This is a genomic window from Gemmata algarum, from assembly GCF_034097035.1.
Classification (GTDB): domain Bacteria; phylum Planctomycetota; class Planctomycetia; order Gemmatales; family Gemmataceae; genus Gemmata; species Gemmata algarum.
The window spans coordinates 243,828-259,303 of record NZ_JAXBLV010000178.1 but is presented as its reverse complement, the minus strand read 5'-3'; the positions used below and the strand labels follow the sequence as shown (position 1 = coordinate 259,303).

Sequence of the window (15,476 nt, the reverse complement as noted above, 5' to 3'; positions counted from 1 at the left end):
AGAACAACGTCAGCTCGTGAGCCGGTCGAGCGCTTCGCGGTACTTGTCCAGGGTGCTGTTCACCACCCCCTCCGGCAGCACCGGCGGCGGGCTGGCCTTGTCCCAGTCGCTCGCTTCGAGCCAGTCGCGCACGAACTGCTTGTCGAACGACGACGGCGATTCCCCCTCGCGGTACCGGTCCTTGGGCCAGAACCGCGAGCTGTCCGGGGTTAGCACCTCGTCAATCAGGATCAACTCGCCGTTCGGGAGCCGGCCCCATTCGAGCTTCGTGTCGGCGAGGATGATGCCGCGGCTCTCGGCGTGCGCCGCGGCGCGGCGGTACACGTCGAGGGTTTTCGCTTTCAGCTCGGCCGCGGTCTCGGCCCCGGCCGCCTTCGACATCACCTCGAACGTGATGTTCTCGTCGTGCGCGCCGTCCTCGGCCTTGGTCGCGGGGGTGAACAGCGGTTCGGGCAGTTTGCCCGCGAGCCGCAGCCCCTTCGGGAGCGCGAGCCCGCAGACGGTGCTGTGGCGCTGGTACTCCTTCCAGACGGACCCCAGGAGGTAGCCGCGGGCGACGCACTCCACCGGCACGACGGTGGCCTTTTTCACGAGCATGACGCGCCCCTCCAACTCCTCGCGCTGGAACGCCGGCGGCAAGTCAGAGAGGTTCGCGCTGATGAGGTGGTTCGGGATGTTGAGCCACTTGAACCAGAACAGCGTCATTTGGGTGAGGATCTGGCCCTTACCCGGGATCGGCGTGGGGAGCACCCAGTCGAACGCGCTGATGCGGTCGGTCGCGACGATGACGAGGGTGTCGCCGAGGTCGTACACGTCGCGCACTTTGCCGCGCCGCGGGGTGTGTCCGGGCACCTGACTTTGCAACAAGGGGTCGGCAGACATGACGATACACGCGTGGAGTTAGAATGAACATCGGGCACGCGGTCATTCTAGGGGCCGCGGCGCTTCGGCCGGGCGGCGGTGCGCTCGGCGTTTATTCCGGGCGATTCTGAAAGGGCGCGAGCGGGCCAGTGGCCCACGCTCCGGTAACCCATGCTCAAGCACGAAGTGCGACTCATCGACCCGGACGAAGAGGCCGTCGTTGAAACCGTCACGCGGGCCACGGAGGCGGCGAACAAGCGGTGCCGGTCGCGGCTGCTCGACGATAACCCGGCGCGGTGGAAGAAGTGCGCCCGGGCGATCGCCGGCGCGCCGGAGGGGCACCAGATGTTCCGCGGCGGGCGCGGGGGCGTCCCGGCGACGCAGGTGCTCGCCGCGTGGTGGACCGACGCCATCGGGCGCAAGCACGTGGTGGTGCGGGGCCGGCGGGTGGAGCACGACGAGGCGAAGCGGCTGCTCTACAAGGAGGATCTTGAGAAACGGCCGCCGCTGTTCCACGCGTACCCCGAGTACGTGTGCCGCCGCACACTGAACGGCGCCGAACAGGTCGTGTGCGCGTGCGGGTGCGGGGCGGTGGGTACGCCGGAGTCGCTGAGCTGGATGGGGCCGATGTGCGGCCCGTGCTTCGACCGCAAGGAAGAACTCGGCCCCGACGGGCTGCGGGCGAACTTCCCGGGGGTACTGTACGGGGACCGCGAACCGCTGCGGGCGGTGGCCTGCGCCCCGGACGGGGGCCGGGTGGCGGCGCGCGAGGGCGACACCCGCGTCTCCTACTGGGACATCGTGGACCGGACCCGCACGACGATGACGTTCGACCAGCGGGTGCTGTCCGTCGGGTTCACGTCCGACGCCCGGCACCTGATCGTCGGCGGGGCCTGGGCCGCCGACGGGTACGAGGTGACGGTGTTCGACCTCTCCGGCGATCAGCCCGTGCGCGTCGAGACGGAGCACCCGTTCGGGGCGGCGGTGCTGGCGGTCCACACGCTTCCGGAGCCCGACCTCGTACTGGCCCACGCGTACCGCTCGACGACCGGCACGGGGCACGCCGAACTGGTGCGGGTGCCGTCGGGCGAGCGGGTGCGGGGGTTCGTCGCGGACGTGGGCACCGCACAGAGCGCCGTGTCGCCCGACGGATCGCAATTCTTGCAGTGCGGGAGCCCCGGACGGGTGTACGACATCAACTCCGGGCGCCGGTTGATGGACCTCGGTGAGGCGCCGCTCGGCACCTTTTCGCACGACGGCCGGCGGGTGTTCGTGTGGAACCAGGGGCTTCGGGCGCTGGACATCGCCACCGGGGCGCTGGTCGCGAACAGCAGCCGGTCCGTCCCGCCCAGTCGCTTGGGACTCGTCACAGCGGTTGCGGCCGATCCGGGCGGCGAATTCGTTTACGCCGGAACTTACGAGGGCCAGTTGTACGTCTTCGAGGCCGGCTCGCTCCGGCCACACGCCCGGTTCGACTGGCACCTCGGCCCGATTGTGGGGCTGGCGGTTTCGGCGGACGGGGAGAAGCTGTTCAGCGCCGGCGGTGACGGGTGCGTGAAAGTGTGGCCCATCCGCGATCTGCTCCGCGGGTGACCGGCGGACAGGCGCGAAACGCTCTCCTGCCATCAGCGCTATAGGGTGACCTGCGCGCGGCGCTCCCGGCGTGTCTTCTCTCCCGGCCAGGGAGGGGCCAGGGGGACAAGCCCGGATGCCAATTCGCGCCGCGTGTCGCCTGGAGGCCGCGAAGGGTTGCCGACGGAAGCGGCGGTGGTCCGGGGACTGGCACCGAGCTACCACACAGCGGGTGCGATGTGCGGGTTCCGCTCCCGTTCGCTACCTCGGAACACCCTCGCCGCTACCCGGGCGGCAGCAGACCGGAGCGGACCGGGCGGCACTCGGGTGTGTGAAGTGTAACGGAGGTTACAGCACGACCTGCTGGGGCACTGACGGGACATTAGCGGGCGGAACGGCGGCGATTCGCTACCCAGGAGCTACCCGTTCGCTACCCACGAATCCCGCCCAGACGGACGGGGGTGACGGGCGAGATGCGGTCCGGGATGTGGTCGGAGATTAGTCGCAAGATCATGATTTGTAATGCTTTGTGAATGCGAGTTAGCGGTGAGTAGGTGCGACGCGACTCGTCCGAACGACCGCGGTTGGCCGAACCGGCCGCAACTGACGAGTACCAGGGCGGAGCGACACGAGTTACGCCGCTTTGAACGCACGCCACGCGGTAACCCGGCCGGCTAACGCGGTGGCCCGGCGGGCGGGCGAACCGCCGACGCCCGTCGGTCATCACTTTTCTGGACGCGGGTTTCGGGCCGGCGTAAGCCAAGCCCTACGATTTACACGCACACAAGGCCGCGCGATGCCGAGTTATAATCACGCCGACGTGGAACGCCGCTGGCAGCAGTTCTGGGAAACGAACAAGACGTTCCGCACCGCCGACCCGGGCGAGCCGGGCACCGAAGGGAAGCCCAAGTACTACATCCTGGACATGTTCCCGTACCCGAGCGGCGCCGGGCTGCACGTCGGCCACCCCGAGGGGTACACCGCGACCGACATCCTGGCGCGGTTCAAGCGGATGAACAACTTCCACGTCCTGCACCCGATGGGCTGGGACGCCTACGGCCTGCCCGCCGAGCAGTACGCCGTCGAGAAGAACGTTCACCCGCGCATCACCACGCAGCAGAACATCAACACGTTCCGCCGCCAGATCAAGGCGCTGGGCTTCTCTTACGACTGGGAACGCGAGGTCGACACCACCGACCCGAACTACTTCAAGTGGACCCAGTGGATCTTCCTGACCATCTACGACACGTGGTACGACCCCGTCGCCAGGAAGGGCCGGCCCATCGCCGAGCTGCCGATCCCTGCCGAGGTAACGGACCAGGGGCCGGACGCGGTGCGCAAGTACCAGGACGACCACCGCCTCGCTTACCAAGCGGAGGTGCCGGTGAACTGGTGCCCGGCGCTGGGGACCGTGCTCGCGAACGAAGAGGTGATTGACGGCAAATCCGAGCGCGGCGGGCACCCGGTCGAGCGCCGGCCGCTGCGCCAGTGGTTGATGCGGATCACCGCCTACGCCGAGCGGCTGCTGGAAGACCTGGAGCCGCTGGACTGGTCGCACTCCATTAAGGAGATGCAGCGGAACTGGATCGGCAAGAGCGAGGGGGCCGAGGTCGAGTTCAAGCTGGCGGACCACGACGCGACCGTGCGCGTGTTCACGACCCGCCCCGACACGCTGTACGGCGCGACGTACATGGTGCTGTCCCCGGAGCACCCGCTGGTGCCGGCGATCACCACGCCGTCGCACGCCGCCGCGGTGAAGGAGTACCAGCAGGCGGCGGCGCGCAAGAGCGACTTCGAGCGCACCGAGACCGCCAAGAAGAAGACCGGCGTGTTCACCGGAGCCTACGCCATTAATCCGCTGGGCAACGAGAAGATCCCGATCTGGATCGCGGACTACGTGCTGGCGACCTACGGAACCGGCGCGATCATGGCCGTGCCGGGGCACGACGAACGCGACTTCGAGTTCGCGAAGGAGTTCGGGCTGCCGATCGTCACCGTCGTCCGGCCCACCGACGAGTGGCTGGCAAAAACCGGCAGCACCGTCTCGGACCTGAAGGAGCCCTACTGCGAGGAAGGGATCGCGATCAACAGCGGGCGCCTGAACGGGCTGCCCACCGCGGAGGCGAAGCGCGACGTGATCGTCACGCTGGAGGGGCGCGGGGTCGGCCACCGGCGGGTGAACTACAAGCTGCGCGACTGGCTGTTCAGCCGTCAACGGTACTGGGGCGAGCCGTTCCCGGTGCTGCACGGGGCGGGCGGCGAACTGGTCGCACTGTCGCCGGGCGACCTGCCGCTGGTGCCGCCGGACCTGGAGGACTTCAAGCCGACGGGCACCCCCGAAGGCCCGCTGTCGAAGGCGACCGACTGGGTGAACGTGACGGCGGGCGGGAAGGGCTTCAAGCGCGAGACGAACACGATGCCGCAGTGGGCCGGCTCGTGCTGGTACTTCCTGCGCTACATCGACCCGCAGAACACGGGCGCGTTCGCCGACCCCGCGAAGCTGAAGCACTGGCTGCCCATCGACCTGTACGTCGGCGGGGCCGAGCACGCGGTGCTGCACCTGCTGTACGCGCGGTTCTGGCACAAGGTGCTGTTCGACCGCGGCTACCTGCCGTGCCCGGAGCCGTTCCAGCGGCTGGTGAACCAGGGCATGATTCTGGGCGAGAACGAATACCACGTTACGCCCGAGGCGTATGCCGCGAACAAGGATGCGATTGCCGCAGCAGGCATCACCGCCGTTCACGTTCCGAAGAAGGAAGAAGGGGACAAGGAGAGCTACGTCCTGCGCGTTTCGGGCGTTGATAAGCCGCTGATCCCGCTGCCGGACGAGCAGGTCGAAAAGAAGAAGGGCAAAACCTTCCTGAAGGGCACCGAGATCGAGCTGACCGGCAAGGCCGACAAGATGTCGAAGTCCCGCGGGAACGTGGTGAACCCGGACGACATCGTGAAGGAGTACGGGGCCGACAGCCTGCGGCTGTACGAGATGTTCATGGGACCGCTGGAGGCGGTGAAGCCCTGGAACACCAAGAGCGTCGAAGGCGTTTACCGCTTCCTTTCGCGCGCGTGGCGGCTGATCGTTGACGACATGGCCGAATCGCTGACGCTGAACCCGGCGGTGAAGGACGTGGAGCCGGACCGCGACACGCTCCGCGTGCTGCACCGCACCATCCAGAAGGTGGGCGAGGACACCGAAGGGTTGCGCTTCAACACCGCGATCTCCGCGATGATGGAGTTCGTGAACCACGCCACCAAGCTGGAGGCCCGACCCCACACGGTGCTGGAACCGTTCGTGCTGCTGCTGGCGCCGTACGCGCCGCACGTCGCGGAGGAGCTGTGGCGTGCGCTGGGGCACACGGACACGCTCGCCTACGCACCGTGGCCGAAGTTCGATCCCGTGCTGGCGAAGGCCGACGAGATCGAGGTGCCGGTTCAGATCAACGGCAAGAAGAAGGCCGTGCTGAAGGTGCCCGCGGAGATCGACGACGCCGCACTGGAAGCCGCGGCCCGCGCCGACGAGGCCGTGAAGGCCGCGATCGACGGGAAGACCGTGAAGATGGTGAAAGTGGTGCCGCGGAAGCTGGTAAACATCGTGGTTGTTTGAGCGCCAGTCGGGCCGGACACACGAGCGTCCGGCCCGCGAAACGCCTACATTTCCGCGAGGGTGTGCCGCGTGCTTTTCGGCCCCGCGATCGGGTGGCCGGCGTCGCGGCGGACCGTCGTTTTGCGGACCTCGACCGGTTGCCCGCGGTCGGTCGCGTAGCGTCCCAGGGCCAGGAGCGGAGCGCACACCGCGTCGGTTTCGCTCCGCAACTCAATCCCGGAGGCGAAGCCGGTGCAGGGGAAGCCTTTCTCGGGCCAGGTGCCGTCGGCGCGCTGCGTGCCGGCGATGAACTCGGCGCCCGCGCGCGCCTCCTCGCTCTCCCCTTCACCCGCGGCCAGGAGTGCCAGAACCGCCCATGCGGTTTCGGTCGCGCTGCCCCAACTCGCGTCTGCGTTTTGTAGCTCCTTGAGCCAGCGCACCGCCCGCCGGATCGGGAGGTCGTACACGTCGAACCCGACCGCGTGGAGCCCGGCGAACACCCGCCACGTCGTCTCAATCGCCCCGCCGGCCCAGCGGGTGTGCCACGGCCCGCTGACCTCCTGGCGGTCGAGGATGAACCGCACCGCGGTGTCCACCGGCCGCTGACCGACACGGAACCCGAAGTGACCGATTGCTTCGAGCACGCACGCCGTCACCGCCGGGCAACTCGGGTCGCCGCTCACCCCGCGGTCGAACGCCGCCCACCCGCCGTCACGGTTCTGGAGCGCCAGCAGTTCGTTGAGCGAACGGTACACCACCGCGCTCGCCGTCGCGTTCCGCACGTGCCCCCCGCGGGCGAGGGCGGCCAGGACCAGCGCGGCCGTTCCCGCGTCGCGCCGGGGGGCGGGGCGGGAATCGCACTCCAGCAGCCACTCGGCGATCGCATCCCGTGACGCGGACACGCCGCTCGACGCGGTGGCTGTCAGGGTGAGGAGCGCGAGCGCGGTGTCACGGACGGGCGCCCGGAACGGCCGCACCGTGAGCGCTCCGTCTTTGATCGCACACAGCGATTGAAGCTGGCCCAGTACCCAGTGCATTTCGGCGTCGTCGGCCGGCACACCGATTGATTTGAGCGCGACGGCCGTGAACGCGAGTGTGCGGAAGTGGGAGTCCGGGCCGTTCTCGCTGTACCGCGCGCGCAGCCAGTTCGTGGCGGTGCGAATGGCGCGGCTGCGAAACGGCCGGGGGCCGCTCGGCTTGTGCGCAGGAACCGGGCCTGCGAACAGTTCCGTTACGCCGAGCACTTCCGGGAGCGGGGCGACCGGCTCGTGAGCCTGAACGATTCCCAGGGCGACCCGTTGACCCCGCTCCCATTCGGGGTACGAATCGATACCGCCGAGGCATTTCGGCAGGAGCACTTTTTGAACCGGCGTTCGGTCGCACGCGGCGTGCGGTAGCTGGCCGAGGACCGCCAGCCAGACCCGCGTGAGCGCGTCGGCTGCGGCCGCTCCGCCCTGAGCCCGTATCGCTTCGGCCGCGCTGGTCATGTGGGGCGCGTCTGCGGCGTGTCCGGCGAGCTTCAGCGCGAAGTAGGACCTCACCGACGCGCCCAGATCGCCCCACGTGCCATCAGCCTGTTGAGCACTCAGAATTGATCGCGCGGCCGGGGCGATACGATGATCGTCGAGTTTGCCAAGAAACGCGAGCAGAAGGACCAACTCCGCTTCCAGGCGTTCGTTGGCTTCCACCGCACCAGCGCAGTGGCCGTCTTCGTGTTGAAGGCCGAGCAGGGCCGAGCGGCCCCGCGCGAGCGTGACGGTCAGTTCCTCGAACCAGGTTGCGTCGCGTTCGGAGAGGGGCTCAGGTGTTACGTAGGTGTTGTTCACGGTGCGGGGTTCCTTTCCGGCACGCGGATCGAAGGGCAGATAAAACTTACCGGACCCGCAGAACCGGTCGCAAGGGCAACCGACCGGAGTTGACGCAGTAAGAGTGCGGTTTCGTGGTGGCCGTTATTCCGATGCCGGTTCGGGGTAGTACGGCCCAGACGCCTTGAGCTACAACAGACCGACCGGGTCGCCGGTAGACGCGGCAGAGACATGTGACTTTTTGGGAGAAGCGTTATGACAAAACTGGCCATTCCCATGACGGTTTTGACGCTCGCGATTTCCTTTGAAGGCCGTGCCGCGGAGTACCCACGACCCGAACTACTGACCGAACCTGCGGCGCTGGCTCAGAAGGACGCGGGGCAGGGCTTTGTGATCCTCGACGCCCGAGCCAAGGCACAGTACGAGGCCGGTCACGTGCCGGGCGCCCGGTGGGTCGATCACGCCGAGTGGGCCAACAGCTTCGGGGACGGAAAGGACGCGGGGGTTTGGAGTAAACGGATCGGCAGCATCGGGTTAACTGCCGACAGCCGTGTGGTCGTTTACGACGACAACCAAGCCAAGGACGCCGCCCGCGTCTGGTGGATACTTCGGTACTGGGGCGTGAAGGATGTTCGCCTCCTGAACGGCGGTTGGGTCGGATGGGAAAAGGGCAAGTACCCGACTGAGAGGGCGGAACCCGCGATCAAGTTCAGTGCGTTCAAGGCCGTGGCCGCTCCCGAGCGCATGGCGACAAAGGACGAACTGCTGAAGTCTCTGCCAGGCGGCACTCTCCAGATCGTAGACGCGCGTTCGGAGGGGGAGTTTTGTGGCGTCGATACGCTGAAAAACAAACGCGCGGGCGCGATCCCGGGCGCCAAACAACTCGAGTGGGTCGATCTGATCGAGAAGGACTCTCAGCGGTTCAAGTCCCCGACCGAGTTGAAGAAGCTGTTCGACGGCGCTGGCATCAAATTGGACCGCTCCACCGTAACCCACTGCCAGTCCGGTGGCCGGGCGTCGGTGATGGCCTACGGGCTGGAACTGATGGGGGCGAAAGACGTCCGGAACTACTACCGAAGTTGGTCCGAGTGGGGAAACGCCGACGACACGCCCGTGGTGAAGCCCAACAAGAAGTGAGGGCTTCCGCATCAAACCTGCGGCAATTGCGAACCACGCTCGGAGATGAGTCGGGTGGCGGCCGTAGCCCCGGCTTGGGTCGCAAGGGCTATGTGATAAAGACGGGAACCGAAACCCGACAAACGGCAGGGCGGTGCATCAGGCCACCTTCTTGGCGTAATGGTCGAGCCGCGGCGCGCCGGTGAGACGCGCGAACACGTTGCGAATCTGATCGAACCCGTTGCGGAGCAAGAACCCGGAGTCGCGTCCGTAGCTCTTCGAGCCGAGGACGAAGTACCCCGGCTCGCCGGTCTCGGGGGCGCCGGCCGGTTCGGTCACGCGCAACCCGTCGCTGATGCGCAGGTCGGCGCGGTAGCCCACGTTCGCAATGAGCCGCTCGCACTCCCAGGCGACGGGCTTGCCGTTGCTCCGGCCGGACACGCGGAAGCCCTGGTCTGGGCCGTGGCAAAGGACCTCATCAATGACCGTCTGCGGGTGGAACTCCAGGTTGCCGTCGCACCGGGTCGCGAGCGAGTTCGCCCGCGCGGCCAACCGGTCGCGCTCCTTGAGCGGGTCGTTGGGGATGCGTGGAAGCGGCTGCCCGCGCGGGCCGCGTGTGAGCCAGACCACCCACGTATCGTTCGCTTCCTCCGCGAGCGCCGCAAGGGCACAAATGGTGGTCGCCGCGGAGTAGCTGTCGCCCACCAGGACGATGCTTTTGCCCGCGTAGTGCGCTCTCCGGGTGCCGAGAACGTCTTCGATGCCCCAGGCGATGTGCTGCCGGGCCGCGAGTTCGCCCACCGCGGGGATGTTGCCGTCGCCCAGACGCTGCGGGGTGATGTACGTGCCCGTGCAGTCGAGAACGACGTCCGCCGTTACGATGCGCTCTTTGCCCGCAGCATCGCGGACCAACAGCCGGAACGGGAGCTTGTCCGCGACTTCCGATTTTTTGACGCCGGCCGCCCGCCCGACCTGGAGCACCGCGGCTTCGAGGTTGAGCGATTCGAGCAACGTTTCGGATTCGGCGATGGGGGTCGTGTAGGCTTCGAGGAACTCGCGTCCGGTGAGCAGGTCGGTTTCACCCGGGATGGTGCGCGACCCCTTCTCGCGCCGCACTTCGGCGAGACCGAGCGGCGTAACGTTCCACCCGAACGGGGTGAACAACTTGACGTGCCCCCAGCGGCGCAGGTGCTCGCCCACAGGGCCGCGGTCGAACACCGACACCGTGAACCCGCACGTCTTCGCATACAGTGCGGCTTCGATGCCGATCGGACCCGCACCGATGACCGCCACCCGCAGCGGTTGCGCCTTAGCCATTGCCGTTCTTGTCCTGTTGTCGCCCGGAGCGTTCGTGACAGGCAACACGTTATACCGGCGCGGGTTCTGGCTGCAATGTGACACGCGCTCGAACGGCAGCGCACGCTTCGTCGAGCCACTCCGGCGCGGGCAGCCCGTAGGGGCGGAACTTCTCGGGCCGCTCCTGCTCGTCCTGGAGGTACAGCGCCCGGTGCCGGCCCAACTTCGAGGCGGTCGGCGCGTCCATCAGGGTACTGGAGTCGGTCGCGCTCATCTGGAACAGCACCCGCAGCGCGAACTCGCGCAGGAGCGGCCGGTCGAACGCGCGGTTCAGGTTCACGAGCGAGTCGCACCACACGACCGCGTGAACACCCGAGAGCGGGCCGTCCTTCAGGATCGTCGCGAGCCGCTCGGCGGGGGACGGTTCGCGCTCGCCACGGCGCCCGAAGCTGAAATCGTCCTCGGCTTTGCGCAGTTCGCGGAACCGGTGGATGCCGAAGATCAGCACGAACCGCGGCGTGCGTTCGCTTTCTCCCTTTTGGCGCTTATCGATCTCGCCCGTCAGTTCCGCGAGTGCCGCGGGCAGGCCAGCACGGTTCGGGGCGGAAGCGGCAGGCAACTTCTCGGTAAACTTGCGGAGGTATTCGGCTTCGTCCGCGTCGTCCGGGGTGCCGTCGAGGACGGTGAACTTCGTTTCGGGCGCCTGAGCCGCGAGGCTGAGTACCGCAGAGACGAACAGCGCCCGGGCGGCCTCCTCGCTCTGGCCGATCATGAGCAGGTTCGAGCCGCCGTGGGCGCGGAACAGGGCCGCCGTCGGCTCCTTGATGGCCACCGGATCGCCGAGCCACGCGGTCGGCACTTTCACGGGCGCCGGCTCGCGCAACTGCTTCGCCAGCGGGCGGTTGTTCGCGAGCACCGCGGCGGAGTTCCCGCTGAACACCAGCGGCGCGGGCCACCGGTCGCCGGCCCGCGCGTGGAGCTCTTCGAGCACCTGCTCGCGCTTCTCCTCCGCGAGCCACACCACCTGGAACGGGTCGTTCCCTTCGACCATGCCGTTCTGGTCGTTGTAGATCGCCTCACCGGGCCGCGACAGCAACCGGGCGGCGGTGTTGTCCTTGCTGAGGATCATTTGCGCGTCGGCGTCGGAGCACTGGAGCGCGACGCGCACTGCCATCTGGTCGATGGTGCTTCGCGCGAGGGAGTACGAGCCCCCGAGCGTTTGCGAGCCGAGCAGGACGTGCATCCCGAAGGCGCGGCCCTGGCGCACCAGCCGGTCGAGCAGGAGCGACGCCTCTTGCGCGAGCTTGTCGTCCTCGGTGAAGAACGCCTGGAACTCGTCGATCACCAGAAGGATGCGCGGCGTCTTCTCGTGCGGCACGGCCGCGCGGTAGCCGGCCAGGTCGTTGACGCCGGCGTCACGGAACTTCTCGCCGCGCTCGCGCAGGACGCCGTCCAGGCGCTGGAGCACGCTCAGCCCGAACTCGCGCTCGCTCTGGATCGCCACGACCCGCGCGTGCGGCAGCCGGTAGTTGGCGTACCACTGGAACTCGACCCCTTCCTTGAAGTCGATCAGATAGAGTTCCGCTTCGTCGGGGCTGTAGGTGAGCGCGAGGTTCGTAATCAGCGCGTGCAGCAGAGTGGACTTGCCGGACCCGGTTTTCCCCGCGATCACGGCGTGCTGCGCCGTACCACGGCCGAGCGAGAACAGTTGCTTCCGCGTCGCGCCCGCGCGGCCCACGGCCACATCGAAACTCTTCGCCGCGCTGCCGGTCCAGACGTCCTCGGGCCTGGGGGCGATGTACTCGAACGGCACCTCCACCCGGGCCGCTTCCTTGCTGCCTTTGCCGACCCGCTGAACGATGCTAGCGATCACTGCCGGCTCCGGCGGCCGGTCGAGTACCGGCACGAACGGGGCCAGCACCGGGTCTTTCGGCACGAAGGTGTTGTCCTTCCAGACGAGCGTGTAGCTGGCGGCTTCGAGGTCGGCGATGTTGAAGTCGCGCGGCATCGCGGCGCGCGTGTCCGCCGTCACCAGCACGCACACGCCGCACGACGGGCCGCTGTTCGCGAGGCTGACGAGGCGCTTGGCCGCCTCCGGGGTGAAGTTGTTCGGGAAGTTCGCGACCACCAGCACGCGGTACGGCTCGGCCACCTCGCCGGCCGCCTTGTTGTACTCCTCGATCGACTTGTACTGGTTGCGCAGGTACTTCTGGATCACGCTCGCGGTGTGGTCGGTCAGGTCCGAGAGCCGCGCCTCGATGTCGCGCGGGTCGGTCCAGATCTTCGAGGTGACCAGCTTCTCGTCGTAGTCCGCGAGGTGCATGAACGCGGCGAAGCTGTCGCCGAGGCTGACCGGGTCAACGATCGTGAACCGGACTTTGCCGGCCGGCAAACCGGTGAGGAAACGCAGCATCATCGCTTGCAGGGCCGAGATGCCGGCGGCGCGGCCCTCGTCGCGGCACCGCATCAGCACCGAGCAACGGTCCGGGAAGGGCAAGTACGCCGGCACCTCGCCGCTCAGCGCTGCTGGAGGTGCCAGCCGCGGGTCGGTGGGTACGGCGTCAGTGATCGCACCCAGATCGACACTCACCGAGCCGAAGCGGATGCCCGCGGGGACGCGGTCCGCGAGCGGGCGGTTCGGTGTGAACGCATCCCACGCAGGGAACGCGGCGCCCGCGGCCCGGAGTTCATCAAAGGTGCCGGTCACGCTTTGGGTGGTGGTGTTCCAGGCGCCCGCCATCTTCTCCCACTGGGCGTCGCGGGCCGCGGTCAGTTGGGCCAGGCGTTCGGCGAACGTCGCCTCCGCGGCGGCCAACTCGCCGCCTCTGCGCGATTCGGTTTCGGCCTTCTTGGTGTCGTACTGGTTGTCGGCGGTGCGGGTGTCGGCGTCGCGCTTGTTCCGGAGCCGCTCCGCGGCCGTTGCGAAGTCGGAGTCGAGCCGCCGCAGCTCGTCTTCAAACTGCCTCTTCTGCGACGCCAACAACGGTTTGTAGTGCTCCTCGGTGCGCTGCCGGTCCCGGTCGTGCTTTTCGTTCAAGCGCCGGCTCTCGGCCGCGTGCTGCGTCGTTGCGAACTCCCGGAGCAACTGGCACGCACGCGCCGCCTCCGCGAGTTGCTGTGCGATCACGGTCCCTTCACGGAGCGTGGTCCGCTTGCCGAGCCACCGGAGCAACAGCCACGACCCGAACCCGAGCACCACGGCGGCGCCGCCGGTGATCGCCCCGGCCGTGGCGACATCCGGCACAGCCGCGAACGAACTCGCACTGACGCCCGCGAACAGCGCCAGCAACACGGTAAGGCGCAGCGGCGAACCCCACGCCGGCGTTTTCGCCCGTGCCAGCCGCTCGACGCTCTTGTTAGCGGCGCCGAGCCACTTGTTCATCCGCTTGATGGGGTCGTCGTCGCCGGGTTCCGGCAGCGCTTCGGCGGACTCGACGGCCGCCCGTGTCACCCGCCCGCGCTTCAGGAGCGGTTCGGCGTCCGCCCACAGCGATTCCACCTGTTCGGCCCCCGCGGCGGCTTTGCGCTGGAGCGTGTCGTGTTGGTCCCGCGCGGTCTTCTCGCCGGCCTCAAGGAGCGTGTGGTGGCTCCACAACTGCTCGTCGAACTTGGCCTGCCCGCTCTTCTCCGCGGCATGGAACCGGTCGATGAGGAGCTTGCGCCGCTCCTCGCGGGTGCGGTCCTGACGCACCTGCTCGGCGGTGAAGTCGGTGGCGATACGCGCGAGCGTAGTGGCGCGTTCCGTGTCGAGTTCGGTAAGCTCCCCTTCAAGGGCGGCGGCGTGCGCCTTCCGTGTGCGGGCGATGTCCCGCTCGGCCTTATCGCGGGCGGTCTCGAACGCGGCGGTCAACTCGGCTTCGGCGGCGGCGCGCTCGCGGGCGGCGTCGGAGAGGCCCGCGAGCGCGGCCCGCTGGTGATCGAACAAGTTGTCGGGCATGGATGCACCGTGCGTAAGTGGGCGACGTGCGGGCGCACTCAGGAAACGTGAACGCGGACGACCCGACGACGGGTCACGACGGGAACTCGCACTCCAGGCGGATCTGGGTGAACAGTACCGCGAGCTGGTCGATGGCCCGTAGTGCGTCGCTGACCGCGTGGTCGAGCGGTTCGACCACCTTCTCCTCGTGCTCCCGGTGGACCTGGTCGTCCCAGGAGGTGAACGTTTCGTCCCATTTGGCGCGGGCGGTCTTTTGGGCGTCGTAGATCTGGCTGCGGGTGGCACCGAACTTCATGACCGGCCCTCACCGATTGGACCCGCTCCCGCGCCGGGGGGAAGGGTGGAGGAATGAACTTCCGGGACGGCCGCCGAATCGGCCCCCGCGCTTTCCGCCCCCGCCGGGGGCGTGTCCGCCGCGCCTTTTGTTTCGGCAGCCGGCGCCGGTAGCGCCGCCGGCGCCGGGGCGTAGTCCGTGCGCAGCCCCGCGTAGCTCTCCAGGGCCGCGATCCGCCGGTTCAACGCGGTCAAAGCGTTGGGCAAGTCGGATTCGAGCATTGACTTGAGCCGGCGGGACGAGCCGGTGAACGTTTCGTCCACCATTTTCGGCAGGCGGCCGAGCCACCGGCGCACCGTGACGACCTTCTCTTCGGCGTGCTCCAGGCGCGCTTTCGCGAGCCGGAGGGCCTTTTCCTGGACGGTGCAGTCGGGCTCGCGGCCGTCCCAGTTGGGGAACTTCCGCTGTGAAAGCTCGGCCTTCGCGCGAACGACCTCTTCTTCGCAGTCGCGCACGGCCCGCTGCCACCGCTTGAGTTGCTCCTCGAGCCAGTCGTACGCGCGGCGGATCTCGAGATCGACGCCGGCCATCGCCTCGTCGAGCCCGTCGCGGTAGTTCGTGAGGGCCGCGTGCCAGTCGATGACCGCGGCGATCGAGCGGACGTCGGCGCTCATGAAGGGTCCCGGGCTCAGGTCAGCAGGTCGTCAGCTCCCAACCGCCGGCGGTGTGCGGGCGGCCCGGCGTGCCGCGGCACTAACGCTGGGACAGATACTCCTCGATCCGCTCGGCCTTGCGGAGCAGAAACGGTACGTGCTCTTCCGACATCGTGAGGAACCGCTCCATCACGAGCATGGTGGCCTCGAACTCTTGTCGGAACCGGTCGTGCTCCTGGTCGCGCCAACTGTCCCCGAGCGCGGTGAGCTGCCCGTGCAACCCGGCGAGCGCGGACTGCATGTCGGCGTTGAACCGCTTGAGGCTGCTGGCGAACCGGCGCACCTCGGCCGGGTCCACAATGGCCTGTGACATGGCGTCGGA

General features: G+C 68.0%; 10 protein-coding genes. 3 read left to right on the top strand and 7 right to left on the bottom strand.

What is annotated here, in order from left to right; translation table 11 throughout:
* Positions 1–9 precede the first annotated feature (9 nt).
* On the bottom strand, positions 10–882 hold the full coding sequence (locus R5W23_RS15440; protein ID WP_320687056.1) for a phosphoribosylaminoimidazolesuccinocarboxamide synthase: 873 nt from the start codon (positions 880–882) through the stop codon (positions 10–12).
* Between the two features lie 150 nt (positions 883–1,032).
* Between R5W23_RS15440 and R5W23_RS15435 the strand changes: the two genes are divergently transcribed.
* On the top strand, positions 1,033–2,454 hold the full coding sequence (locus tag R5W23_RS15435) for a WD40 repeat domain-containing protein (RefSeq protein ID WP_320687055.1): 1,422 nt from the start codon (positions 1,033–1,035) through the stop codon (positions 2,452–2,454).
* Positions 2,455–3,229: 775 nt separating this feature from the next.
* Positions 3,230–6,034 carry a leucine--tRNA ligase gene (gene leuS / locus R5W23_RS15430; RefSeq protein ID WP_320687054.1) on the top strand — a complete coding sequence of 935 codons (2,805 nt, stop codon included), beginning with the start codon at positions 3,230–3,232 and terminating at the stop codon, positions 6,032–6,034.
* 44 nt (positions 6,035–6,078) lie between these two features.
* Here the strand turns inward: leuS and R5W23_RS15425 are convergent, their stop codons facing one another.
* Entirely contained in the window at positions 6,079–7,839 is a 1,761-nt protein-coding gene (locus tag R5W23_RS15425; RefSeq protein WP_320687053.1) for a prenyltransferase/squalene oxidase repeat-containing protein, read from the bottom strand.
* 234 nt (positions 7,840–8,073) lie between these two features.
* On the opposite strand from R5W23_RS15425, the gene R5W23_RS15420 reads away from it, so the two are divergent.
* Positions 8,074–8,955 (top strand): sulfurtransferase, encoded by an 882-nt coding sequence (locus R5W23_RS15420; protein ID WP_320687052.1) that lies wholly within the window; start codon positions 8,074–8,076, stop codon positions 8,953–8,955.
* Positions 8,956–9,093: 138 nt separating this feature from the next.
* Here the strand turns inward: R5W23_RS15420 and R5W23_RS15415 are convergent, their stop codons facing one another.
* The 5 genes from R5W23_RS15415 to R5W23_RS15395 form a co-directional block, all read right to left on the bottom strand.
* A complete protein-coding gene (locus R5W23_RS15415; RefSeq protein WP_320687051.1) occupies positions 9,094–10,251 on the bottom strand; it encodes an NAD(P)-binding domain-containing protein in 1,158 nt (385 codons plus the stop codon).
* Positions 10,252–10,300: 49 nt separating this feature from the next.
* Positions 10,301–14,167, bottom strand: a complete 3,867-nt coding sequence (locus R5W23_RS15410) for an FtsK/SpoIIIE domain-containing protein (RefSeq protein ID WP_320687050.1) — start codon at positions 14,165–14,167, stop codon at positions 10,301–10,303.
* A gap of 73 nt (positions 14,168–14,240) precedes the next feature.
* Positions 14,241–14,462, bottom strand: coding sequence for a hypothetical protein (locus R5W23_RS15405; protein ID WP_010035439.1), 222 nt, complete (start codon positions 14,460–14,462; stop codon positions 14,241–14,243).
* The gene (locus R5W23_RS15400) at positions 14,459–15,115 is read right to left on the bottom strand and encodes a hypothetical protein (protein ID WP_320687049.1); all 657 of its coding nucleotides are present in this window, start codon (positions 15,113–15,115) and stop codon (positions 14,459–14,461) included. Before R5W23_RS15400 ends, R5W23_RS15405 begins: the two co-directional genes overlap by 4 nt.
* Before the next feature lie 79 nt (positions 15,116–15,194).
* Positions 15,195–15,467 (bottom strand): WXG100 family type VII secretion target, encoded by a 273-nt coding sequence (locus tag R5W23_RS15395; protein ID WP_010035434.1) that lies wholly within the window; start codon positions 15,465–15,467, stop codon positions 15,195–15,197.
* Positions 15,468–15,476: the final 9 nt, after the last annotated feature.